This window comes from Phytobacter sp. SCO41 (assembly GCF_003073275.1).
GTDB classification, from domain to species: Bacteria; Pseudomonadota; Gammaproteobacteria; order Enterobacterales; family Enterobacteriaceae; genus Phytobacter; species Phytobacter diazotrophicus.
The window spans coordinates 3565548-3589219 of the sequence record NZ_CP027225.1 but is presented as its reverse complement, the minus strand read 5'-3'; the positions used below and the strand labels follow the sequence as shown (position 1 = coordinate 3589219).

The window sequence follows — 23672 nt, the reverse complement described above, 5'->3', positions numbered from 1 at the left end:
AATGGCGAATTTGACCGAAACATCCGAGTTTACGGCGGATGTGCTACGTCTTGATACTGACACCCCGGTAAAAGGCTTTGATGGCACCGATCTCGGCCCTGCGAATGCGCAGGCCCAGGCACTGGCCAACCGTACGCAGTGGCTGAAAGATCAAATCGACGGTGAAGGGGTCGCGAATGCGGCGAAAGAGGCGGCGGAACTGGCAGCATCCGATGTGATCTCTCAACTGAGCGCCTACGTCAATGCCGCGCAAACGTCCTATACGTCAGCGGCGAAAGCGGCATCGACAGCCTCATCTGCCCGTAACGATGCACAGACCTACGCATCCAACGCCGAAACGGCAGTCAAAAATGCGGTGGCGGATGTGGTTAACCTGGTGGCAGATTATTCGACCACCGCCAGTACCTATGCAGCGGCATCGTCGGCGAGCGCAGCAGCGGCACAGAAGGCAGCAGGCACGGCAGCCGCAGAGGCGGTTTCGACTGTCTCCACGCAGCTGACACAGTATGTCTCTGACGCCCAAATAGCACAGACGAATGCCCAGTCCGCCGCGAATACAGCGCAGACAGCAGCGAGCACGGCGGCCAATAACGCGGCGGCTAATGTGCAGTCACAGCTTAATTCACTGGTGACTCAGGCAAGCAGTTCGGCCAGCAATGCTGCAGTTTATGCACAGGGGGCGAAAGATTCTGAGACGGCGGCTCAGGCCGCCGTGGTACAAGCACAATCTGTCGTACAGGGTGCCGCAGATGCCGCGGCGACTTCGGCCGCACAGAGCGCTGCTAAGGAAGTTGAGACTCATCTGGCGGGCTACGTTAACGATGCCCGTACCGCTGCCAGCGATGCCCTGTCATCTGCGGCAACGGCTCAGGATGCGGAAAATAGAGCGACCACGGCTGCGGATTCGGCAAAAACAGATGCGGATACTGCTCATACCGCCGCCGAGACGGCGACAGTTGCGGCACAAACGGCGGCTGCCTCTGCCGCTCAGGCTGCGGCGGCAGAGGCAGTATCTGGCGTAGTCAGTCAGATGTCTGACTACACCCAAACGGCGAGCACGGCGGCTGTGAATGCCGCTGCCAGTGCGACGGAGGCGAAAAATGCCGCGAAAACGGCGGCGACCGACGCGGCAAATGCCGCCGCCGCGCAGGTGGCTCAGACCGCTGCCACTCAGGCGGCCGCCAGCGTAACCTCGCAACTTGCGGGATATGTGTCTGATGCCAGAACCGCGGAGACCAATGCGAAAAACAGTGCCGATGCCGCTCAGGCTGCCGCTGATACTGCCGCATCAGCGGCGGCGACCGGTGCGGCACAGCAGGCGGCAGAGAATGTTGTAAGCCAGTTATCCGCCTATGTCGCCAGTGCACAGGGAGAGGTCGAGGCAGCGGCGGCTTCTGCTTCGGCAGCAGCCACTTCTGCAACAGCAGCAGAAGCATCGGCTCAGAGCGCCAATGCTTCTGCACAGGCAGCGGAAAGCGCGGCAGCCGTTGCCGAGTCGGCGGCGCAAACGGCGGCCGGTTCGGCGTCTCAGCAGGCCGCAGCCGATACCATCGCCAGTGTTCAGTCTCAAATGGCGAGCTCACTCAGTGATGCTCAGCATGCCGCTGATGTAGCAACCGCGCAGGCATCTACGGCTAAAAATAGTGCAATTGAGGCCGATGGCTCAGCTTCTGCTGCTGCGTCTTCCGCTCGGGATGCTGCCTCCGCATTGAATAACGTTAACGCTGCTATCGGCGATGCTGCAGCGACAGCGGCGACCCAGGCGGCCGCCACCGTCAGTGACGCCGTCAAAGGCTATGTTACGCAGGCGCAGACTGCACAATCGAATGCGGAACAAAGCGCAACCTCGGCACAGTCTGCACTAAGCGGCGTGAATCAGGCGATTGGTAATGCCGCTCACACGGCGGCTACGGAAGCCGCGCAGAAAACGGCGGATAACCTGGCGACGCTGATTAATACCGCGGTTGATACCGCCACGGCTGACCGTGCTAACGAACTGGGCACATATGCGACAAAGGCTAGTAACAGCGCGACGGCGGCGGCAAACAGTGCGACCGCTGCGGCAATCTCTGCGCAGAATGCCGCCAACAGCGCACTCACCGTGCAAACGCAGGCAACTGCGGCTGCGGATGCGGCCACCCGAGCGACGGCAGCAGCAACAACGGCAACCAACGCTGCCGCAAGTGCTGCGACTGATGCTGCCAGCCAGGCGCTGGTGGGCGTACAAAGCCAGCTTGATGCCTATACCTCTTCCGCCAGCACTTCGGAAAAAAACGCGAAAGACAGCGCCAGTTCGGCGGCAACGTCCGCTACGACGGCGTCTGCCATGCTTAAGTCAATCAATGACCTTCTCGGGGACTACCTCTATCCCGGTGGTAGTGAATCTGCACCACTGAAGACTACCGGTGCGTTTGAACTCGCCTATGCCATTAGTTATGACATCAGTGAAGACGCAAGCTATATGCCACAGGTACAGGTATTACGTAACGATGGATCGTCGGCATGGGTGGACTATCCTGCCACTGTTGTTACGGACAATAGCGGTGCGCTTAAAGCAGCCGGTATTGATGTGCGGACGGCTAGCAACGGTTATCTTTATCTCCGGGCTAAAGGGGGCGGGATTATTCCTGCTAACGTGGCACTTTCAGAATTATTTAACGGACTGGATGTGAGCAGTTCGGTGAGTGCAGCAGGCTATGCCTTCCCGTTCCGGTTGCGTGTGATCAAGCAGAAAGTGTCGGTCTATGATAACTGGAAAGACTGGACCTCTGCTCCGTTTTTACCTTCGGCATTTACCAATTTTGATTTCGCGCACGGGCTGAGCCTCGACGTCAAATCTGCCTACGCGAGCATTCTGACTGAATTTACGGCAAATTACTCGGTGTATTCCGCCGGCGATATTGTGACGGGTTTGGATAACTGTAACTCCAGTGGTACATCTATTGGGCCAATAGCGATTAAGGTCACTCCAACCAACGTCAAAATGGTTATTGGTAATTACATGAACCTGTATTACTCAAACAATATATCATCTTCTTTTTACAAGATTTTTACTGATGCCGCGACATGGGCTAAATACACCCGATTATATATCCGCATTCTGTATAAAAAGATTTAACCCTATTAACGCATAATTTCATCAACAGGATGGAAAATGATATACGCATATTACATCAGAGATAACGACTATTTTTACTATGGTTCTCCATATCCCGATGCGCGGGAAGCCACTCAAGAGGAGATTGCCGCGCATTACGCAGAAATTGAAGAGCAGGTAGAAGTAGAGAAACAAAACGAGGTTAATTAACCCTCCAGATTTCTACCTGACCTTATATTTTCCTCCATCCACCTTAAGGTGGCTTTTTCAGTTCTGGAGTTCCCAACGATGGATCAGAAATTTTTCCGCGTGCCTTTCGCACAAAGCGGCGATACTCAGTCTATTCCCGATTCAGCCGACAGCAACGGGTTCGTAAGTTATGCAAAGGGTTGGGGTGTTGATTACGCAAAAGACCCAAACGCAGACATCAATGCCAAACCGGTGGAACGTGAAGCGATGAACTCGGTACTCAATGCGATCACCACCGCAGTGCGTCAATATCAAACAAACGGCTATCCGGAGTGGATCTCCACTGCCAACAACAATGGCGCGGCATACGGCTATGATGCTGGCGTCGTGGTTGAATACAACGGTGCGTTATATTTGTCGCTGTCAGGCAATAACACCGCTACGCCAGGCGCTAATGTGGCGAAGTGGCAATCCTACATTCAGCGCGAAGCAACTGCCGAAGAGGCGCTGGCCGGTGATGGCGCCACGCAAGTTATGACGCCGCGCAGAACAAAAGCGCTGGCATCCTATCTTGACGAACAGTTAAAAACGACCATCACCACTGCCCTGAGCCCCTTTATTTTACCGGTGGGTGCTATTGTGCTGTGGGGCAATGCGATGCCGCCAAGCGGCTGGCTGGAGCTTAACGGTCAGGCATTTAATACGGGGGAAAACCCGGAACTGGCCGCACTATATCCATCGGGGCGTGTGCCTGACTGGCGAGGTCGCTTCGTGCGTGCATGGGCGCATGGTTCTACAATTGATCCGGATTCTGGCCGGGTGATCGGCAGTACACAGGAAGATGCGATACGAAATATCACTGGCAGATTCTCCAATGAAGCGCTGTTCACAGCTGGTGCAACCGGTGTATCCGGTCCGAAGGGTGTATTTACTCTCGAAGCCGAGGCCGGAAAACATATCAGTTCAAACATCGGCAATGGCGCACAAGCGATTTCATTTGATGCATCGCGTGTGGTTCCTACAGCAAATGAAAATCGCCCGAAAAACGTCGCGGCGATGTATATCATCAAAACTGATAAAGCTGAGGCAGAGACGGGGGCAAAAACCCCTTCTGCCGTGGTTATCAGCCCAGCAGCGGTTACAATAAACAGCGGAACCAGCCGTCAATTTTCGGGTACCGTGCTTCCGGCTCTTTTGGCGGGGGGTTATCCCGTATCCTGGTCTGTGTCGGATGGCGCATTAGGGAGCATCGATAGCAATGGCTTGTATACTTCGTTGGCAGGAAAAAGCGGTACACAGACAATTATTGCCAGCATTTCTACCGGGCTGACAGCAACGGCTACCGTTACCCAGCAGGTTTATCTTACTAACATTACTATCGGTACAGCACCGTCGGCATTGCTGGCGGGAAACAGCTATTCACTGCCAGTGACCTATTCTCCAGCCACGTATACCGAAATGGTCAATGCGGCATCGTCAGACGCATCTGTTGCAGCTCTGGCGGCGGATGGTTCGCTCACCATCACAGGGGCTGGGACGACTACCCTGACCCTGACGGGGGCCAGTAGCGGTGTTACAGCATCGATTACGATCACTGCAACCGAGGTTGCGGCGAAAGAAATCTATTTGCAAATTGCCGATAATCTCTCAGAAATCAGCAGTGCAGGGGCATCTGCTATGCAGGCGGCACGAGGTAACCTGGGGCTCAAAACGCTGGCGACCAAAGACGCTTTAAGCGCCGGTGATGTGGGGGCAGTGCCACAGGCCAGTACGACGCTGGGGACAGAGGATCTGAACACCATTACGTCACCGGGGCGTAAGTTCCAGTCTCTTACCAGCAATGCCACAACCGCCAGACATTATCCGGTGGTGCTGCCGGGGATGCTGGATGTGATCAAAACGGCGGATAATAGTCTCCGTCAAATCTACTATCCGTATAACTCCACCGATGTTTACCACCGATTCTGCGTCAATGTGGTGGCGACCACGCTGGTATTTAGCGAATGGGCCAGCAGCGGTAATTTCCTCTCGGCGGCCAGCAATCTGGCCGACGTCGCCGATAAAGCCACAGCACGTAGCAATTTGGGGGTGGGGTATACGGTTTCCACGCAAGCCGCACCCATCAATGCCAGTGGTTATGCTGATGGCTACATGTGGTACCAGGTGGAGGAATAATTATGCCGATGTTTCGCAAGATTCCAGGGGGTAATTTCGCCCCCGTGATTGCGCTGAATATTAAAAGTGCTGACGAGCTGAAATCGGTGGACGCGGCGTGGGTGTGTAATGGCGGGGTGTTTATAAAGGTTTTTCCGGACAGGGAATATCAGGATCCCTCGGCCTATTACAATATGCAATACGCCACCAACCCAACGCTGACATTATCAAACACATCAGAAAGTGCGGTACGGGATTCGTTTGTTATCTCCCCTGTAATTATCCCTTTGTTGCAACCTTTGCCGCAACAGGGCATGGATATTGACTGGTCAACGATAGATATTATTACGCTCGATACTGAGGAGCAGTTGCCTTTTGCCCCGTGGTGGAACTACGGAACAGATACCATGACTGTACAAACGGAGTTTGATGGCACAAAGCAAACTGCAACGTTTATTACGGGTAAGAAGGTCATATTCACTGAAAGTTATTTCCCACCACCTCAAGATCAGTTACGTCTGCTGGGGGCTGGAAAATCGGCTGGTGAAGGTGCAACTATTTTTCTGAAATATCACTGGTTTGACTATTCCCCTTTTTATGGCAGACAGTTTGGCGTTCGTTGGCGTTGGCACAGTCGACTTAATAAACAATACTTTGAGCACATTTTCACCAACCAGAACATGGTGCTAAATTCGCTGAACTAACCCATCGGAATAGGAGTGATAGCCGAGAGGTTATTTTAAACAAATCGCTTGCAGGGTTGCGCGCGGGTTGCTTGAATCCATATAAGCTCGAGAAACTACAGACGCAGCAAGAAATAAACATAACCCGCCCAGCGTGGGTTTTTGTTTTTATACGGTTGAAATGATTTTGTTCCAGCCGTTGTGAATGATTGCATTGAAATACAGACCTCTTAATAGAGGCCTTTCCTTTTTCTGGCCTCGGGAATCATTTATCTGACTTTTTTAATAAAAGAACCCGAAGGCCAGATTTTCCTTTCTATTCCACCTCGAAAATTCGCAGGTGAGAGACCATGAAAATGAACGATCAACCCGGAAATATTGTTACGCAATTCTTTGCGTGGCTTGGCGTTATTGCATCGGGTCTTGGACTGAGTACGCAGGATGTCGTGTACATGCTATTCGGCCTGATTGGGGTCGCTATCTCTGTCGCGTCTTTTTGTTATGGGCGTCTTGATGCGCGACGTAAACGCAAAGAAGACGAAAAGCGTACCGAAATGATCAGTCATTACCTGAGTGATATTCAGGATAAACCCCATGTTGAACGCCCGGCGGCTATGCAGGTCGCGGTCGACGCGCTTGAAAGGGTAGGTGAATAATGGCGATGTCTACAGGCCTTAGAAACAAATTGTTAGCGATGGCAGGGGCCGGATCTCTGGCTATTGCTGGCACGATGATCCCTCAACTTGAAGGGGTTCGCTATGCACCTTATCAGGATGTCGGTGGGGTTTGGACGGTCTGTTACGGCCATACGGGAAGTGACATTCACCCCGGGAAAAAATACACAGAAAATGAATGTCAGTCGCTATTACAGAAAGATTTAGCTCCCTTTGCCCGTACGGTGGAACTCGCTGTGAAAGTCCCGGCATCTGAATACCAGAAAGCCGCACTTATCACCTTTAGTTACAACGTGGGCGCTAATGCCTTTGAGCGCTCCGCGCTGCTACGACAGTTGAATGCCGGGCATTATCAGGCCGCCTGCGATAGTCTGCGTCAGTGGATTTATGCGGGCGGACGGCAATGGAAAGGCCTGGTGAACCGACGTGAAGTAGAGCGTGAAGTATGCCAATGGGGGCAGAAATGAACCGCTTACTGCTTGCGGCAATGGGCGCGCTGATTGTCATACTCGCAGCCCTTAGCTGGACCGTGAACCATTATCGCGACAACGCGCAGTTATACAAAGCACAGCGCGACCAGGCGACCAGCTCGCTGACTTTGGCAAATAACACCCTTACAGATATGCAGGCACGCCAGCATGATGTGTCCGCTCTTGATGCGCAATACACTGGAGAATTAGCCAATGCTAAAGCTGAACTGGAAAAACTACATGCTGATGTCGCTATTGGTCGTAAGCGGTTGCAGCTCAACGCCACCTGTCAGGCGGCTCGTTCCGCCAGCTCCCCCCGCGTGGATGATGGCTCCAGTGCCCGACTTACTGACACCGCTGAACGGGATTATTTCACCCTCAGAGAGCGTATCGATACGGTTACGCATCAGCTGGCAGGGTTGCAGCAGTATGTTCGCAAGCAGTGTATCTACTAACGTACTGCATATCGCCGTGTAAGCGTATTTCCTTTCACATCATCTGGTACAGCGTAAAACCTATATCAGCGAGACCGCCTGCTGATATCCCTTTCACGCTGCACATCAGACATTCACAAAGGGTAAAAAATGGTTATCGAAAACTGGAAACAATCCTGGAAGCTGTTCTCTGTTCAGGCGCTAGCTGTCGCAGGCGTTATTCCTGCTATATGGGCTGGGCTGCCTGACGATATCAAAGCCATCATTCCTGCTAGCTGGATGGGAAGTATCACCGCACTAGTGGCAGTATGCGGGATTATTGGTCGCCTGGTGAAACAGCCAGCAGCGACGAATTCCAAGACACAATGATGATTTACCTTTCGTTTTAATGATCAGCAAATCATACCTGCCATACCTCTCTTTTCAAAATGCGACTGGATCCACGCAAACTGAGGTGTCTTACTCGTTACCTCATAAAAGGGAATATCATGAAAAAATTCATTATTGCGCTTGTACGCCTTATGTCGGCCTGCGCGTATGTCGAATAATTTATGGACTGTGCTAACTCACCGGGTACGTCAACCGGTATCTGCAATACAGGTTATTGCAAACAACCCGGCGCCGAACGGTATTTAACACCACCATGATACATATATTTCCCAAGGGATTTAAAAGCTGAAGTATGTGCGGAAAAGTTTATTTTTTCTTTTGGGAGATATTTCTCGCGACCCGGTTTGTTGAAGTAATATTTAAGACATCCCCTGTTCAATACGCTAAAAGGGAATGCCCGAAATGCTCACGGACGCCGGAATGAATATGGAGTGGTTGAACAGCCTGCTTGCCCATTTTGCATCACACCCGATGCAGATGTTCGTGTTGCTGTTTATGGTGGCGTTTAGCAAATCCACGGTGCTCATCTCCACCGTGCTTCCCCCGGCGTCGGTGATGCTGGTCGCGGCGCTCTCCGCAAGTCACTTAAGCCTGCCGCCGATCATGGCGTGGCTGGCGGTCACCGCAGGGGCAACGCTCGGTTCGTTGGTGAGTTACCATCTGGGCTTACTGATGACCCATAGCGACCATTTTCATCGCGTGATGTCCCGGCATGAGGAGACATTGCTGCGCGTTCGCAGCAAGTTACAGCGCAATGGCGCCGTGGTGCTGTTTACGTCCCGTTTTATCGCCTTGCTGCGCTATCTCGTTCCGCTTGCGGCAGGAATGCTGCGCCTGAATCCGGGCAAAGTTTATGGCATCTGTCTGCTTTCGTCTGCCATATGGGCCGCGCTGTTTGTTGGGGTAAGTGCAGGCGTTAGTCTGTTTCTGCCGCTACTGTTTTGATGCGACGCGAAAGAGGTTCTGCTCCGTTCAGATTTATAAAATCCCGGTGCCGCCATTCCCACCGTTCTGTGCTGAGGGTATCGCTGTATTCATCGGCTGACAGATACAATGCGGCTTTCGCCAGTTCCGTTACCGTTCCCATTCTCCCCCGCGGGACCAGACTGGCAACGTCACTTTTCAGCGCTCGTTGTGCTTCATGGCTGAGCCCCCGTTTCTTAAATGCGGACATTAGCTAAAACGCTGATTCGTGAACGCAGGACCGCCCATAAACGCCATCAATCATTTTTATCTTTATGCATCGTTCGATCAATACGTTACGCTTTGCTTCGATTAGACTGCTGTCAGCATTCATAAGGATACGATGATGAAAAAAATAACGTTGATGATCATGGCAGTCGCTCTTGCAGCATGCACTACACAAACCTCTCCCGAACGTCATGCGCGACATTTTGCTTACAATGCATCGGAAACGATGAATGGCAATATGGTAACCGATAGGGGGGGCATGGTTGCTCTCAACTTACCGAAGTTTCAGGATATTTATGCCCGGGGTGTGGCAGACAGGCAAAAAGGGGTAACCCCGGCGCAGGCTAATGCGGTTGCCGAGGCAACGCGTAAGCTTGGTCAGCAGCAAAATAAAGTGGAAAACCATTACACTCCGAATAAGCAGGATAAATGGACTGAAGATGCCGAGAGCAAAGAAGCTGTGCTTTGGTATAACGAACTGGCTGGCGCCTACCTTGATGGATACAACGGCGTGAAGTAGCGTGAAGCGTTCGCCAGTGGCGGTTGCAACTGGCGATCCGGATATCAAACTATCGGGTAGCGAGAGGCGGGCGTACCGTTACGTGATGCGCTGAACAGCGCCAGACGCGCCTCTTCCCAACGCTGCCACAACTCAAGGTCTTCTACGGGGGGAATGGTCACCAGTTCCCCCTGCTCCAGGCCTGCCAGCGCCGCGTCCACCAGATTTTCGGTGGTCATTACCGACCCCGCGGGCAATGAGTCCAGCGTCACGCCGGAGTGTCCCCAAATTTCTGTCGCCGTCGCGGCAGGCAAAACTGCCTGAATACGCACTGCGCTTTCGGCAAACTCCTCCTGCAAGCCACGGGTGAAATTCAGCACCCAGGCTTTGGTGGCGCTGTATACGGCGCTACCTGCCCGGGCGTGAAAGGCCAGTACAGACGCGATGTTGATGATGGTCCCGCGGTTTTGTTCAACAAAGCGTGGCAGGGCCGCCAGCGTCAGGCGCATCAGCGCCGTGGTGTTGAGTGTATTGAGCGCTTCATGTGAATCGGCATCTGAGGAGAGAAACGGCGCGAGATTGGCGGCCCCGGCATTGTTCACCAGCAGCTCGATGGCACTGTTTTGCCGTAACGTCTCTTCAACACGCTCAATGCCCTCTGTTTTGCTAAGGTCGGCAACCAGTGTCGTCACGCTGACGCCGTAGCGTTTTTCCAGCGCACTGGACAGCGCCTCCAGGCGGTCAGTGCGTCGTGCCACCAGCACCAAATCGTAATTGCGGGCCGCCAGTCTGTCGGCATAAACCGCACCAATGCCTGATGATGCGCCAGTGATAAGCGCGCTAATGCGTTGCGTAGCCATTCTCATACCTCGTTAAAACGAAAGGGGGATAAAAGGTTTTATAATGAAACCAAATTCAGCATGAGATATTTGGTTTTATAATGCAACCATTTGGCGTGGCAAAATGTGCGATCCGGCGACGTGGGTTATTAACGCGTTGATTTATCGATATCAGGATAGCGGGGCGCGATCTCGTCGGGTTGCAGGACGCGGCCATCTTCTGCCAGCAGTTGTAATTTTTGCAACGGCTGGCGGTGCCGGGCATCAACGAGCACCGTACCCTGCTCATCCCCGGCAAAAAGATGCTCATTGCCCCATTGCGACAGGGCAACCAGCACGGTTTGCAGAGCGCGGCCTTTTGCGGTCAACACATATTCCTGCCACGCGCTGCCATCGGAGGCGGGCTGCAATTGCAGGATATCTTCATCGACCAGCAACTTAAGGCGCGTGGTGAGCATATTTTTGGCGATACCCAGACTTTTTTGAAATTCACCGAAGCGTGTCATGCCACGCAGCGCATCACGCACGATCAATAACGACCACCAGTCCCCAACCACATCCAGGGAACGGGCGACGGGGCAGGTGCTGGCTTCAAGACGGGTACGTTTCATATTCACTCTCCGGTTAATGGTTTTATTATAAAACTACTGAGCCCCGCGGGAAAGCGATGTTGTGGCAGGCCACTTCTGTGCCCTAATTCACTGCAAAGCGTTACAAATGTGTCACACTTTCTGTTCACCACTATCAGGATGAGGAAGTCAGGATGAAACAGTCTCTATGGACACTCGCGCTTGCCGCGCTGTTTCCGTTCACCACAACCGCGCAGGCAGACACTGTTCCGCAGGGTTATCAGCTTGAACAAGTGCTGATTATGAGCCGCCATAACTTACGTGCGCCGTTAGCGAACAACGGTAGCGTGTTGGAACAATCCACCCCCAACAAGTGGCCGGAATGGGAAGTTCCGGGCGGGCAATTGACTACCAAAGGTGGCGTGCTTGAGGTCTATATGGGCCACTACATGCGTGAGTGGCTGGCCGGGCAAAAACTGGTGACCTCTGGCGAATGCCCGGCGCCGGGAACCGTTTATGCCTATGCAAACAGCCTGCAACGTACGGTCGCGACCGCGCAATTCTTTATCACCGGCGCGTTTCCAGGGTGCGATATTCCTGTCCACCATCAGGAAAAAATGGGGGCGATGGACCCGACATTTAACCCGGTTATAACGGATGGATCCGCCGAGTTTGGCGAGCAGGCGATTAAAGCGATGGAGGCGCAACATCAGCGCGATGCGCTGGGTGAAAGCTATAAATTGCTGGAAAAAATTGTCCGCTATGACCAGTCACCTTCTTGTAAAGAGAAGCAGAACTGTTCACTGGCGACGGCCACCGATACCTTTAGCGCGTCGGTACAACAGGAGCCTGGGGTTTCCGGGCCGCTGAAAATCGGCAATTCGCTGGTAGATGCTTTCACGTTGCAGTATTACGAAGGCTTTCCGTTGGATCAGGTCGCGTGGGGCGAGATCAAAACCGAGCAGCAATGGCGTTTGCTCTCGAAGATCAAAAATAGCTATCAGGATGCCCTGTTTACGTCACCTGATGTGGCGCGCAATGTGGCGAAACCACTGGTGAAATACATCGATAAAGCGCTAGTGACCGATGCGGCAAACACGCCGAAAGTGACCGTGCTGGTAGGCCATGATTCCAACATCGCATCGCTGCTGACCGCGCTTGATTTTGCGCCATATCAGCTTCATGACCAGTATGAACGCACACCGATTGGCGGCAAGATCGTCTTCCAGCGCTGGTATGACAGCGAGCGCAAACGCGAGTTGATGAAAATCGAGTATGTCTACCAGAGCAGCATCCAGTTGCGTAATGCGGAGGTGCTGACCCTGAAAGCCCCGGCGCAACGCGTGACGCTATCGCTGAAAGGCTGTCCGATTGACCGTGAGGGATTTTGTCCGCTGGAGAAATTCAATGCGGTTGTGAGCGCGGCGGCGAAATAAAAGAATCCCCCGCGCAGGCGGGGGAGAGTCTTATCAAACGTTTTGACGCTCAATCGTTTGTTCACCCCAGAAGAGCGAATTTTTGTCGGTTTTTTCGAAGGCGCGAATCAGAACCTCATCGCTGCCTTCTTCCCAAATTTTTTCGGCCAGCGCCTCGTCGTAACCTGCAACCTCGAAGATCGCTTCGGCAATTTCCGGTGAGGTGTTGCGTAAGCTGGCCCATTCCCCAACGTGATGGGCTTTTGTATCTTGATTAGGCATTCATCTCCTCCTGTGGAAGCTTAGCCGTTCAGTTTGACTGCCAGACCGGCAACATATTCACCCTGGTAACGGGCAATCGCCAGTTCTTCGGGGCTTGGCTGACGCGAACCGTCGCCCCCGGCGATGGTCGTTGCGCCGTAGGGAGTGCCACCGTGTACCTGAGAAACATCAAATAGCTCTTGCGTAGCGTAACCGATGGGCACAATGACCATGCCATGATGTGCAAGCGTAGTCCATGTGGAGGAAATGGTGTGCTCCTGGCCGCCGCCGGTTCCCGTAGAACTAAAGACGCTGGCCAGTTTGCCGTAAAGCGCGCCGGAGGCCCACAGCCCGCCCGTCTGGTCAAGGAAAGTGCGCATCTGGCCGGACATATTGCCAAAGCGGGTCGGGGTACCAAAGATAATGGCGTCGTACTCGGCCAGCTCCTGCGGTGTGGCGACTGGCGCATTCTGTGTTTTCCCGCCGGCTTTCAAAAACAGTTCTGCGGGCATGGTTTCGGGTACACGCTTGATAACCACCTCTGCGCCTGACACTTTCTCTGCACCTTCTGCTATTGCATGGGCCATGGTTTCGATGTGTCCATACATGGAATAATAAAGCACCAGCACTTTAGCCATTTTCATCACTCCTCGTTTCGATGTTACCAGACGGCATTTTGCCGCGTTCTCTTAAGCGTATGCCCTGGTGGGCAGAGTGCAAATTTGAACGTCATTTCCTTGATTGATAACAATTTGCCCATGGGCGGGTAGCGGTTGCGGTTAACGGCATTTAAAACGCTGCCTAATTCTTTGCCGATGCTGCTCCCGGAAATAAAAAAGCCCCAACACCGGGGGATGAAGGGGCGAACACAATGTCAAGTTAGTTTACTTACCGCCACCGCGCAGGTTTCCCACCTTTGCGGTTTCGATGTGTTAATTCTACTTAAAGTGTTTATCAAGTCAATTAGCTATCATTTATTTGTCATTGTAAAGTCATGGATGGAATCTTTTTGATGACTTTTTTACTGCTTAGGCATCTGAAATTCGAACTTGTCTAAGGTGAGATCGCCTGCTTTCTGAATCGCTTGTGAAAGCTCGGCATAGAATTTTTCGAGACCGTACTCTTTGATTTGCAATAAGGTGGTTTGAATGGGTGCGCAAAAAACGTCAGCGTGACCAGCCGCAACTTTTTTATTGTTCGGCGGTAACTCACCCGTAATCGCTTTAAACCAGGTTCTTGTTGCCCCTTTAAGCGGCGTCGGTGCTTTACTGATGTCATCCTGGCCGATTAACACTTGCATGGTCGGGAATTGATTAGCGAGGACGGCATCCGAGAGATGTGAAAAGAACTGGCTGAACATTTCAAAAGAATTAAGGTCATGCACTTTTGGCTGAGTCGATAACCTGTTTTTATTGCCGATTCTACTTGCGGGGGGTTGAGTGTTAACGGCCGGCGTTGTGGTGTTAATGGTACCCAGTTGGAGATTAAACAGCAGGTCACAGTGAACTCTTCGCTCGTTGACATCGGTAAATCTTTCGAGGAACTCTTTAATAAACTGCACAATCGTCTGGTCGTGCATTTCTTTGTTTTTAAGCCATGTTTCACGCATAAACTCACCTGGCTCCGGGTACCAGTCAGGCGTCTTCGTGAGAGGGGGCTTAATCTTGCCTTTGCCATCAAATTCGATGAACTCTTTACCATCACCAAACGCAAAACAGCAGTTTTTGAAATCGGGCATTAACTGACCATCGCGAAAAGCAATGGCGCCTTTAATCCAGTGAACCAACTCAGGGGTGATTGAGTAGGTTGTCTCTTTTGAATCACGCAAAACATGACTAAGATCGGCTGGCGTTTTTAAGCCTGGGTCAATACCCGAAATTTCAAGAAAGATATGTGCCATTTTATAAGTTCCTTGTAGGTTTACCAGGCCACTATAACAAAGATGTTACTTTTCGACCAGTGAAGGGTAAGCCTGGAAATTGTGAAAAAAGATTACGTCTCGTTTTCCACAAAAAAGTGATGAGCCAAGATTAAAGAAAGTCACCACAATGGAACTCAAACAAACGTCTTTTCATTACACATTTTTACTGCCACTTTTGGCTGGCAGCTTCGTTGTAAGCGCTGGCTGCTTCCTCAATGGTGTCAAAGGTGCCCAGCGCTTTTAATTTGCCATTAACCTGAATATGCGCCCGAAAACGAGAACCTCGCTGAGTTACCCCTTTCACACCTAATTTGTTTCTTTTTCGATGCTGGCGGTAAGCCTGACTGGCTGCGCCAGTAGACTCGCGCAGATTGGCTATCCGGTTATCTCTTTCGCCACGCTCATTTAATATTGCACAACAGTGGTCAATCAAATCAGGTAATACGCCTTTCTCCAGCCACCATATCAGGCGATGCGTGCGATATAGGTTCTTCTGGAATCGAAAGCGTCGATAGCCGTTATGTACCAATACGCCTATTTCATCGCCGATTTTTACGCGTTTACCCGGGCTGACGGCCCAAAATACGCGGCCTTGTTCAGCATCGTATCGGATTAGCGGTTTGAGTTTAATGAAGGCTGCAATCTCATTCGCGATTTTCTGTTTCACACATTCATCCCTGTTAGCAGACATCTATAAAGTCAGGATAACCAGCTCAGAACAACCAATATGGCGATGATGACGCAAAAGGCTTTAAATGTCTTACGTGACTCGGCGTAAGCGGGATTCGTCACTGTGGTTCTGGTTTTGCCGCGCATTCTTCAATACTCTGAATGGATAAATGCCGGTAAATTTTTTTGCGCATTCCGACAAATAAAAAGGCTGCAAAAAAGCAGCCTCCTGGTACAGGGAACGATTTAATGCAAATATCCCTGAACCACACGATTTTTCAGAAGGGCAACCTTACCCGATTTGTACAACACCACCTGATAAAACCCCTGAGAATAAACATCACTTGTTTCGCCATGTTCATCCCGCGCTGCGGGTTTATCATCAATATAAACTTGCTGACCATCGATCCTGACGGTGACGCCATATCCTTTAACGGTCCGAGTCGCAGGTGCGGTATTGATATGGCAGTTGGGGATCTGTTTTTGCTGACCGGGGGTGAGGGCTATGCCTGCGTCGATAAAACGCCGCAGATCGTCGCAGGAAATAGTGTCCCGGTTTTTATGTGCCGCCTGGGCGAATTGCGTTGAATCATGATGATGTTTATATCCCGCCGCCGGTTCGACAGGGTAGAGCGCCTGAGCATTACGCATCGCCTGCGCTTGCGCCTGGGCGTTGATGCCGTTTTGACGGTTCTGTTCAGCGACATAGCATGCATCGCGTGAAATGCCCTGGGCCTCGCAATCATTCATACGTTGCGCAGCGCTTGTGCATCCTGCCAGAAAGGCCACCGGAACAAGTAAAAATAACTTTTTATTCATTATAATCAATAACCTTGCTAATCATATTAAAGGGTGGCGGTGTTCATTTTTGTGTTGCGATATCCGCCAGGGCTTTGTCGCAGCACTATTACGGAGTGCCTGCGTCTGTAGTCGTTCAGCATGCGCTACGTTCAGTACTGGCGCCGCGAAGAAAGTCAGCGAAATGGCGCTTATCGGTAGTTGAATGTTTGCTCATGAGAAAGCAGTTTTACGTTTTTAAAGTCATTAGTATGTCTTTTTATGTCGTGCATTTTAGGCTTGTCTTTTATTTGGTCAAGTCTTTTTGGTGCTTATTTTATTGTCATTTAAAGTCTTGATTAAGTCATTGAGTTGAAAGGGTGTGCTTAGTCTGCGGTATCACCTGAACGTTTGCTGTCTGTACCACGCTCTGGATGGCTGAACAGTATCGGTTGGCGTGGCATTGCGTTTATATCTGCGGGAGACAGTGGAGGGGATGTATATCGTTGGTTATTGTCACATTAATTAAAGATACTTTGCCTGTTGCAATTTGACACATTTTAAACGCAGCCGTTTTTTTAAAGCATAAGAGCGGCTTATCATTATGCTGCTTAAAAAATCAACGATTTGCCCGATTTCCTGTTGCAGGATATTACGATTCACTGGCTGATTAACCTTGCTCTACTAAGCTTAGTTTCACGTGGCGAAGACATCGGTACATTGGTGTCGCCGCGCGGTGAAAGAATCCTCTTTTACTGAATGCAGTATGATGTCTAATGTTTCACACAACCGGAGGTCAGAAATGGCAAACCATCGTGGTGGTTCAGGTAATTTCGCTGAAGACCGTGAAAGAGCATCAGAAGCAGGTCGTAAAGGTGGCCAGCATAGTGGGGGTAATTTTAAAAATGACCCACAACGTGCCTCGGAAGCTGGTAAGAAAGGGGGCAAAAGCAGTCACGGTAGCCGCAGCAGCTAGTACTCAGGTGTTGTGGTAACGGTTAATCCTTTTGACTGTTGCCGTCTGCTCGCCGCCGGGTTTTGCCCGGCGGTTTTTTTTGAGTTGAAGAAACTGGCCGCAGGTCGCAAACTAGGCGGTTTCCGTTAACCGGTTTGTAACATGCGTACCTCGCGATTCCAGTTCTCCGTTAAACCCCAGGAAGCGCTCCTGATCCTCATCACCATGTTCTGGGGTGGGACATTCCTTGCTGTGCAATATGCGGTCACAATGAGCGGCCCGTTCTTTTTTGTCGGCCTGCGTTTCGCGACGGCCGCGCTGGCGGTGGCGTTACTCTCCTTTAATGTCCTCAAAGGTATCACCTGGCTTGAAGTTAAGGCCGGTGTCGCCATCGGTGTGGCGATTGCGCTGGGCTATAGCCTGCAAACCTGGGGGCTACAGTCTATTCCCAGCAGTAAATCGGCGTTTATTACTGCCATGTACGTCCCGCTGGTGCCGCTGTTGCAGTGGTTATGTCTGGGACGTATACCGGGGCTGATGTCCTGCATTGGCATTCTGCTCGCTTTTATTGGTCTGATTTTGTTGGCCGGGCCGGACGGCAACATGCTGGCGTTGGGGAAAGGCGAAATCATTACGCTGGTGGGCGCGGTGGCGATTGCCGCTGAGATCATTTTGATTAGCGCCTGGGCCGGGAAAGTGGATGTGCGTCGCGTCACCGTTGTGCAACTGCTGACAGCTTCGCTGGTGGCGTTCGCGGCCATGGCGCCGGCCGGAGAATCCCTTCCGGATATCTCGCCTGCGCTACTGGGGCTGGCAGCGGGGCTGGGCATTTTCAGCGCGATTATTCAGGTCACCATGAACTGGGCACAGCGCAGCGTCTCGCCAACCCGCGCTACGGTTATTTATACCGGGGAACCGGTGTGGGCGGGTATATTTGGCCGTATGGCGGGAGAACGCTTGCCGCTTCTGGCTATTCTGGGTGGCGTGTTTATTGTCGTCGGCGTGTTAGTCAGCGAACTGAAATTAAAAAAGAAAACGGCGCCGATGAAAGCGCCGGAAACGACGGCTGAACCGGAGTCCTGATCAGCAGGCCGGGCGCATCAGCGTATGGTAATGACGATTAAACCACACCAGGCCCTCCGGGGCAGGGTGGTGGATGATAGCTTTAATCTCGCAAAAAAGAATATCGTGCGTCCCCACACTCACCACCTGATTGATATGGCAGTCAAATGAGGCCAGCGCCCCCTCCAGCCGTGGGCAGCCGGTTTCACCGGTTTGCCATTGCGCTGCGGCAAAGCGCTCCGCCATCGCCGTCTTCCCACCAAATAAGTTCGACAGTCCCTCCTGACCTGCTGCCAGCGTATTTACGCACAGCGCCCGGTTATGATTAAACACCGGCCAGACCGATGCCGCGCGATTCAGGCAGACCAGAAGCGTAGGCGGTGAATCGGTGACGCTGCACACGGCACTGGCGGTAAACCCCGCCTGGCCGGCTTCGCCATCGGTGGTGATAATATTGACCGCTGCCCCTACACAGGCCATGGCGTCGCGGAATGTCTGTTGATTAATCGCCATCATCACCTCTCAAATAAGCTGGCAAGCGTCGTTGAACGCCAGTCGCGGCAGGCGGCCATACAGCTTGCTGGCATCGCCATAACCAATATTGACCAGTAGATTACTGCGCCAGGGGGTATCGCTGAAAAATGTCTTATCCACCAGCGCGCGGTCGAAGCCGGACATCGGTCCGGTATCCAGCCCTAAGGCCCGACAGGCAGCGATAAGATAAGCGGCCTGCATGCTGCTGTTACGAAACGCGGTCTCTTCTGCCAGTTGCGGGCTTGACGTAAACCAGCTTCGCGCGTCGCCATGAGGAAAGAGTTCCGGCAGTCGCTCATAGAATTCGGCGTCCCAGGCGACAATTGCGGTCACGGGCGCGCTGAGCGTTTTGGCCAGATTCCCACTCGATAATGCCGGACGCAGCCGCTCTTTGCCTTCCTCGCTGCGGATAAACACAAAACGTGCCGGGCTACAGTTGGCTGACGTCGGTCCCATTTTGACCAGTTCATAAATTTCGGCGAGTGTCGCATCGCTTACCGGTCTGTCCTGCCAGCCGTTGTGGGTGCGGGCGTCATAAAACAGGGTATTCAGCGCGCTTTGGCTCAAGGCTTCACTCATAACAACTCCTTTTCGGCAATGGGCAGTAAGGTTTCCAGCCCGCTGAGTAACAGGGTATTAAAGGCGTCACTGTCGGTGACATTACAGGCGTGCCCACCGCGTTCCATCAGCCGGATTTCACTATGGGGTAACGCGTCGTGTAGCGTTTGCGAACAGGTCCAGGGCACCAGCAGATCGTCCCGTGAACAGATAATCAATACAGGGCAGCGGATCTGCGCTGCCGTGGCGCTAAAATCGGCGCGTTTCAGGGCGTTCAGGCGCCGCAGCAGGTTATGCTCGCCCTGAAAATGGGCCAGGGCGAGGGCTTCCTCCGCCTCCATGCGCGGCGCGTGCTCCTCCAGCCAGTCAGCGGGGTAAAGAAACAGCGGCTGCGCCTCAATCCATGCCTGTGCGCCGCCGGCCTGCAATAAGCGCTCGCGGACGTGAAAACAGCGGCGGGTGTGATCGCTCAGTTGTAGCCAGCCATTGACCAGGACCAGCGCGCTGATGCTATGCGGGTAATCCTGCGCCATTTGTAACCCGACCAGTGCTCCCAGCGCGTGGCCAACCACGCAAAAACGGTCAATGCCCGCCTGTTGCAGGGCGCTCAGCAGTTCTGCGGCCATATCGGCGATACGGTAGCCATCCGGCAGTGTCGCCGGGTTATTGCCGGTGCCGCATTGATCGTAGCTGACCACCTGATACCGGGTTTGCAGGGCCGCCGTTTGCGCCAGCCAGTAGCTGGCATTGCCGCCAAGTCCGGCAATCAACACCACCACGGGTGCGCCCGCAAAGGGCGGTTCACTGAGGATCAGTTTCATGCAAACCTCACTTTGCGATATGCGCGACGGTGGCGATTTCGACCAGTGCCTCCGGCTTGACCAACCCGCACTGGATACAAAAACGGGCGGGTTTATCGCCGGGGAAGAACTCCGCATAAACTTCATTAATCGCGGCGTAATTTTTCCAGTCGGTGATAAAAATACTGTTGAACGTCACGTCCTCCATCGAGCCGCCCGCCGTTTCGATAACGGTGCGGATCGTCTCCAGCACGTGACGGGTTTGCGCCTTTGGGTCGCCGGGGTAGACCACATTATTTTGCTTATCAAAGGGTAGCGTCCCGGAGACATAGACCACGCCATCTGCCAGCGTACCTGGCACAAACGGCGCAATCGGGGTGGTGGTTCCGGGAGGAATAATGACCTGTTTTGGCATGGTGTTCTCCTTATGCAATTTTGACCCGAGGCTGAGGGGAAAGGGCGTTGCAGAATGTCCCGACATCGCTGACCCAGCCAAAGAACGTTTCGATGTTAAAAAGCGCGGCCTGTTGTGCGAAAGCGGGGCCAGCCTGGTGGGTGGCGTCTTCCAGAACCACGCCGAAATATTCGAGGAAAAAGCCGTCGCGCAGTGTCGACTCCACGCAAACATTGGTGGCTATACCGGTAAACACCAGATGGCGGATGCCACGGCTGCGCAAAATGCTGTCCAGCGGGGTGTTGAAAAAGCCGCTGTAGCGGGGCTTCGGCAGCACAATATCGCCGTCCTGCGGCACCAGCTCATCCACTAACTGGTAATCCCAACCGCCTTTCGCCAGCAGTTTGCCCTGTAACTCAGGACGTTTGCGCATGGTCTTAAGCGCGTTGGACTTGTGCCAGTTCGGCGAGCCCGGACCGCCGGCTTCCACATACTGCTCATCCCAGCCATTCTGAAACCAGATAATGAGCATGCCCGCTTCGCGCGCGGCGGCAACGGCGGTCTGAATCTTCTCTATCACCGGCGCGGTGGCGGAGACATCAAACCCCGCCAGGTCGAGGTATCCCCCTTTTGTGGCATAGGCGTTTTGCATATCTACCACAATCAGCGCGCTCTGCGCCGGGTCGAAGCGCAGCGAATCGGGACGGGCGTCAAGCGTTATCATCAGGCGACCTCACGGGTAGGGGCAGGGATCTGGCTGCGGCAGTTCATCAGTGGCTGGATACGCTCACCGAAGGCCTCAATGCCAGTCAGAAAATCATCAAATGTCAGCAGCACGCCATCGGTACCGGGAACAGTTGCCACCTCATCAAGCAGACGCGCGACGGTGGCATACGAGCCAACCAGCGTCCCCATATTGATATTGACGGCGGAGGTGGGGTCAGCCATCTGGCGCACGTTGGTATCGCTGCCGGAGCGGGTATCTTTCTGGCTTTGCTCGGTCAGCCACGCCAGCGCTTCGTCATCCGCGCCTGCCTTGTAGTGTTCCCATTTAGCGCGTGCGGCTTCATCGGTTTCATCGGTGATAACCATAAACAGCACGTACGAGCCCACGTCGCGCCCGGTTTTTTGTGCCGCCTCGCGCATCCTTTCAGCGGTAGGCGCAAATGCCGTTGGGGTGTTGACTCCTTTGCCGAAGCAGAAGTTGTAATCAGCGTATTGCGCTGAAAACGCCATCCCGGCATCGCTTTGCCCGGCGCAAATCACTTTCATGGGCTGCGACGGCTGCGGGCTGACGCGACAGTCATTCATGGTGAAAAACTCACCTTTGAAATCGCTTTTCCCGGTGCCCCATAAATCGCGCAGTACCTGGACATATTCGGTCAGGTAGTCATAACGGCGTGAAAAGTACTCATCGCCGGGCCAGATGCCCATCTGGTCGTATTCCGGCTTTTGCCAGCCGGTGACCAGGTTGACGCCGAAACGACCGCCGGAAATGGAGTCGATGGTGGAGGCCATGCGCGCCACGATGGCGGGCGGCAGCGTTAAGGTAGCGGCGGTGGCGTAGATCTGAATCCGCGATGTCACCGCAGCCAGTCCGGCCATCAGGGTGAAGGATTCCAGATTGTGATCCCAGAATTCTGTTTTGCCGCCAAAACCCCGCAGCTTGATCATCGACAGAGCAAAGTCGAAGTGATAATGCTCGGCCTTTTGCACAATTGCCTTATTGAGTTCAAAGGTCGGTTTGTATTGCGGCGCATGGGTGGAAATCAGCCAGCCGTTGTTGCCAATCGGAACGAAAACACCAATTTTCATCTCGTACCTCGCGTTGTCGGTTGAACGTCGGGCGTGGCGTTGCATCCTGCACTCTCCTGTGAGCCTCGCATCAACGATTTAGCAAAGGAGATGCCAGTTTTGAAAACTGCATTGTTATTAGTGTGTTAAACAAAAGTTGACGAAATGCAGATTAAAAAAGTGGACTAAATGGTCAAAAACAGTGCACAAAAAACAGGCGCTCTTGCGCCATGGCTGTGCAGGGGTCGAGTCGGCTCGCGCCATTTGATATGCTGAGAAAAATCAATAAGGAGAAAAAGATGGCGCAGGATACGGCGAAAAAAGCGGGCAAGCGGACGCAGGCGGTGAACGAGAAAAAAGAGGCCATTCTGGCTGCGGCGCTTGAGACCTTTTCCCTGTATGGCATTCACGGTACGCGCATTGAAAAGGTGGCGGAGCGAGCGGGGGTGTCAAAAACCAATCTTCTCTACTATTACCCTTCCAAAGAAGCGCTCTACCTTGCCGTGTTGCGCCACATCCTTGCTATCTGGCTGGCGCCGTTAAAAGCGTTTCGTGAGGACCTGACCCCGCTGGTGGCGATTGGGGAGTACATCCGCTTAAAGCTTGAAGTTTCGCGTGATAATCCGCAGGCGTCACGGTTGTTCTGCATGGAGATGCTGCAAGGCGCGCCGGTGCTGAAAGAAGAGCTGGAAGGATCGCTGAAAGCGCTGGTGGAAGAGAAATCGGCCATTATTGCCGGTTGGGTAGCCAGCGGCAAACTGGCACCGGTCGACCCGCATCATCTTATTTTTATGATTTGGGCCTCAACCCAGCATTATGCCGATTTCGCCACTCAGGTAGAGGCGGTGACCGGCACAACGTTACAGGATGAGGCCTTTTTTCAGCGCACGGTAGAAAACGTGCAGCGGATGGTGACCGAAGGCATCCGCGTGCGTTAGTTGGCGGTCGGGAAAGGGCAGCTCAGATCACCCTCACCGCACTGCAGGAGAGATGAAAGCCAGGCTTCGCGCTCGTTCGTTTTATCGGTCATGCACTGGTTGATGACCATAGGCTGCGCGCTGCCTTGTTCTGAGCCGGAGCCGATAAACGCACAGTCGGCATCGCGCAGGGCAATCCAGTTTTTCTGCGCTTTTTTCAGTAAGTCACGCTGTTGTGGCGTGGCGCGTTTGAGTGCCGTCTGCCAGGTCTGGTTGAGCTTTTTGTCCGCCTTGTCGTATTGATCGGCGCTACACATGTTCATTTCTGTCTGCGAGATAGCGTTGTCGCAGTCCTCCGCCAGTGCGCTGGCGCTGACCAGCAAAACCACCCCTGCAATCAATAAACGTTTCATATTTTCTCCGTAT

At 53.1% G+C, this 23672-nt stretch carries 28 protein-coding genes and 1 pseudogene; 15 read left to right on the top strand and 14 right to left on the bottom strand.

What is annotated here, in order from left to right:
- Position 1 precedes the first annotated feature (1 nt).
- The 11 genes and pseudogenes from C5523_RS17520 to C5523_RS17480 all read left to right on the top strand — a co-directional run bounded on the left by C5523_RS17520 (position 2) and on the right by C5523_RS17480 (position 9802).
- Positions 2 to 3118 (top strand): hypothetical protein, encoded by a 3117-nt coding sequence (locus C5523_RS17520; protein ID WP_108701638.1) that lies wholly within the window; start codon positions 2 to 4, stop codon positions 3116 to 3118.
- Between the two features lie 36 nt (positions 3119 to 3154).
- Positions 3155 to 3307, top strand: coding sequence for a hypothetical protein (locus tag C5523_RS27485; RefSeq protein WP_165158878.1), 153 nt, complete (start codon positions 3155 to 3157; stop codon positions 3305 to 3307).
- 78 nt (positions 3308 to 3385) lie between these two features.
- Complete coding sequence (locus C5523_RS17515; RefSeq protein ID WP_108701637.1) at positions 3386 to 5461, top strand: tail fiber protein; 2076 nt, start codon at positions 3386 to 3388, stop codon at positions 5459 to 5461.
- A 2-nt stretch (positions 5462 to 5463) separates the two neighbouring features.
- Positions 5464 to 6144, top strand: coding sequence for a hypothetical protein (locus C5523_RS17510; RefSeq protein WP_108701636.1), 681 nt, complete (start codon positions 5464 to 5466; stop codon positions 6142 to 6144).
- A 329-nt stretch (positions 6145 to 6473) separates the two neighbouring features.
- Complete coding sequence (locus C5523_RS17505; RefSeq protein WP_108701635.1) at positions 6474 to 6779, top strand: hypothetical protein; 306 nt, start codon at positions 6474 to 6476, stop codon at positions 6777 to 6779.
- Complete coding sequence (locus tag C5523_RS17500) at positions 6779 to 7264, top strand: lysozyme (RefSeq protein WP_108701634.1); 486 nt, start codon at positions 6779 to 6781, stop codon at positions 7262 to 7264. Before C5523_RS17505 ends, C5523_RS17500 begins: the two co-directional genes overlap by 1 nt.
- Positions 7243 to 7653: pseudogene (locus C5523_RS27910) on the top strand (lysis protein); the annotation flags it as partial. The gene C5523_RS17500 and the pseudogene C5523_RS27910, both read left to right, overlap by 22 nt.
- A complete protein-coding gene (locus C5523_RS27770; protein WP_232034349.1) occupies positions 7592 to 7744 on the top strand; it encodes an Rz1 family lipoprotein in 153 nt (50 codons plus the stop codon). The pseudogene C5523_RS27910 and the gene C5523_RS27770, both read left to right, overlap by 62 nt.
- A 107-nt stretch (positions 7745 to 7851) precedes the next feature.
- On the top strand, positions 7852 to 8070 hold the full coding sequence (locus C5523_RS17490) for a hypothetical protein (protein WP_108701632.1): 219 nt from the start codon (positions 7852 to 7854) through the stop codon (positions 8068 to 8070).
- A gap of 447 nt (positions 8071 to 8517) precedes the next feature.
- Positions 8518 to 9036 (top strand): DedA family protein, encoded by a 519-nt coding sequence (locus tag C5523_RS17485; RefSeq protein ID WP_108702352.1) that lies wholly within the window; start codon positions 8518 to 8520, stop codon positions 9034 to 9036.
- Between the two features lie 361 nt (positions 9037 to 9397).
- Positions 9398 to 9802: an Exc2 family lipoprotein gene (locus C5523_RS17480; RefSeq protein ID WP_132441308.1), complete on the top strand. Its 405-nt coding sequence runs from the start codon at positions 9398 to 9400 to the stop codon at positions 9800 to 9802.
- Between the two features lie 44 nt (positions 9803 to 9846).
- Here the strand turns inward: C5523_RS17480 and C5523_RS17475 are convergent, their stop codons facing one another.
- Positions 9847 to 10641, bottom strand: coding sequence for an SDR family oxidoreductase (locus C5523_RS17475; RefSeq protein ID WP_108701631.1), 795 nt, complete (start codon positions 10639 to 10641; stop codon positions 9847 to 9849).
- Between the two features lie 128 nt (positions 10642 to 10769).
- Entirely contained in the window at positions 10770 to 11231 is a 462-nt protein-coding gene (locus tag C5523_RS17470) for a helix-turn-helix domain-containing protein (RefSeq protein WP_039078643.1), read from the bottom strand.
- A 152-nt stretch (positions 11232 to 11383) separates the two neighbouring features.
- Between C5523_RS17470 and agp the strand changes: the two genes are divergently transcribed.
- Complete coding sequence (agp, locus tag C5523_RS17465; protein ID WP_108701630.1) at positions 11384 to 12625, top strand: bifunctional glucose-1-phosphatase/inositol phosphatase; 1242 nt, start codon at positions 11384 to 11386, stop codon at positions 12623 to 12625.
- Positions 12626 to 12658: 33 nt separating this feature from the next.
- Here agp and C5523_RS17460 read toward each other — a convergent pair whose 3' ends face one another.
- The 5 genes from C5523_RS17460 to C5523_RS28025 all read right to left on the bottom strand — a co-directional run bounded on the left by C5523_RS17460 (position 12659) and on the right by C5523_RS28025 (position 16274).
- The gene (locus C5523_RS17460; protein WP_108701629.1) at positions 12659 to 12886 is read right to left on the bottom strand and encodes a YccJ family protein; all 228 of its coding nucleotides are present in this window, start codon (positions 12884 to 12886) and stop codon (positions 12659 to 12661) included.
- A 20-nt stretch (positions 12887 to 12906) separates the two neighbouring features.
- Complete coding sequence (gene wrbA, locus C5523_RS17455; protein ID WP_108701628.1) at positions 12907 to 13503, bottom strand: NAD(P)H:quinone oxidoreductase; 597 nt, start codon at positions 13501 to 13503, stop codon at positions 12907 to 12909.
- A 383-nt stretch (positions 13504 to 13886) separates the two neighbouring features.
- Positions 13887 to 14765, bottom strand: coding sequence for a hypothetical protein (locus C5523_RS17450; RefSeq protein ID WP_108701627.1), 879 nt, complete (start codon positions 14763 to 14765; stop codon positions 13887 to 13889).
- A 184-nt stretch (positions 14766 to 14949) separates the two neighbouring features.
- Entirely contained in the window at positions 14950 to 15453 is a 504-nt protein-coding gene (locus C5523_RS17445) for an AP2 domain-containing protein (protein WP_052249232.1), read from the bottom strand.
- 248 nt (positions 15454 to 15701) lie between these two features.
- Complete coding sequence (locus C5523_RS28025) at positions 15702 to 16274, bottom strand: hypothetical protein (protein WP_039078648.1); 573 nt, start codon at positions 16272 to 16274, stop codon at positions 15702 to 15704.
- Positions 16275 to 17034: 760 nt separating this feature from the next.
- Between C5523_RS28025 and C5523_RS17435 the strand changes: the two genes are divergently transcribed.
- Entirely contained in the window at positions 17035 to 17208 is a 174-nt protein-coding gene (locus C5523_RS17435) for a general stress protein (protein ID WP_071845896.1), read from the top strand.
- A gap of 141 nt (positions 17209 to 17349) precedes the next feature.
- Positions 17350 to 18270, top strand: coding sequence for a DMT family transporter (locus C5523_RS17430; RefSeq protein ID WP_039078649.1), 921 nt, complete (start codon positions 17350 to 17352; stop codon positions 18268 to 18270).
- Here the strand turns inward: C5523_RS17430 and rutF are convergent, their stop codons facing one another.
- From rutF to rutA, 6 genes are read right to left on the bottom strand one after another with little or no spacing between them, the layout of a single operon-like run.
- The gene (gene rutF / locus C5523_RS17425; protein ID WP_369944952.1) at positions 18271 to 18762 is read right to left on the bottom strand and encodes an NADH-dependent FMN reductase RutF; all 492 of its coding nucleotides are present in this window, start codon (positions 18760 to 18762) and stop codon (positions 18271 to 18273) included. It lies immediately after the preceding gene.
- Positions 18763 to 18771: 9 nt separating this feature from the next.
- On the bottom strand, positions 18772 to 19362 hold the full coding sequence (locus C5523_RS17420) for a malonic semialdehyde reductase (RefSeq protein ID WP_108701626.1): 591 nt from the start codon (positions 19360 to 19362) through the stop codon (positions 18772 to 18774).
- A complete protein-coding gene (rutD, locus tag C5523_RS17415; RefSeq protein WP_071194646.1) occupies positions 19359 to 20162 on the bottom strand; it encodes a pyrimidine utilization protein D in 804 nt (267 codons plus the stop codon). Before rutD ends, C5523_RS17420 begins: the two co-directional genes overlap by 4 nt.
- 7 nt (positions 20163 to 20169) lie before the next feature.
- Positions 20170 to 20556, bottom strand: a complete 387-nt coding sequence (rutC, locus tag C5523_RS17410; RefSeq protein ID WP_039078653.1) for a pyrimidine utilization protein C — start codon at positions 20554 to 20556, stop codon at positions 20170 to 20172.
- Positions 20557 to 20566: 10 nt separating this feature from the next.
- Complete coding sequence (gene rutB / locus C5523_RS17405) at positions 20567 to 21259, bottom strand: pyrimidine utilization protein B (RefSeq protein WP_071194645.1); 693 nt, start codon at positions 21257 to 21259, stop codon at positions 20567 to 20569.
- On the bottom strand, positions 21259 to 22350 hold the full coding sequence (gene rutA / locus C5523_RS17400; protein ID WP_108702351.1) for a pyrimidine utilization protein A: 1092 nt from the start codon (positions 22348 to 22350) through the stop codon (positions 21259 to 21261). The genes rutB and rutA overlap by 1 nt, the downstream gene beginning before the upstream one ends.
- A gap of 278 nt (positions 22351 to 22628) precedes the next feature.
- On the opposite strand from rutA, the gene rutR reads away from it, so the two are divergent.
- The gene (rutR, locus tag C5523_RS17395; RefSeq protein ID WP_071194644.1) at positions 22629 to 23267 is read left to right on the top strand and encodes an HTH-type transcriptional regulator RutR; all 639 of its coding nucleotides are present in this window, start codon (positions 22629 to 22631) and stop codon (positions 23265 to 23267) included.
- Here the strand turns inward: rutR and C5523_RS17390 are convergent.
- Positions 23264 to 23659 (bottom strand): lysozyme inhibitor LprI family protein, encoded by a 396-nt coding sequence (locus tag C5523_RS17390; protein WP_039078656.1) that lies wholly within the window; start codon positions 23657 to 23659, stop codon positions 23264 to 23266. The two genes, rutR and C5523_RS17390, sit on opposite strands and share 4 nt — an antisense overlap.
- Positions 23660 to 23672: the final 13 nt, after the last annotated feature.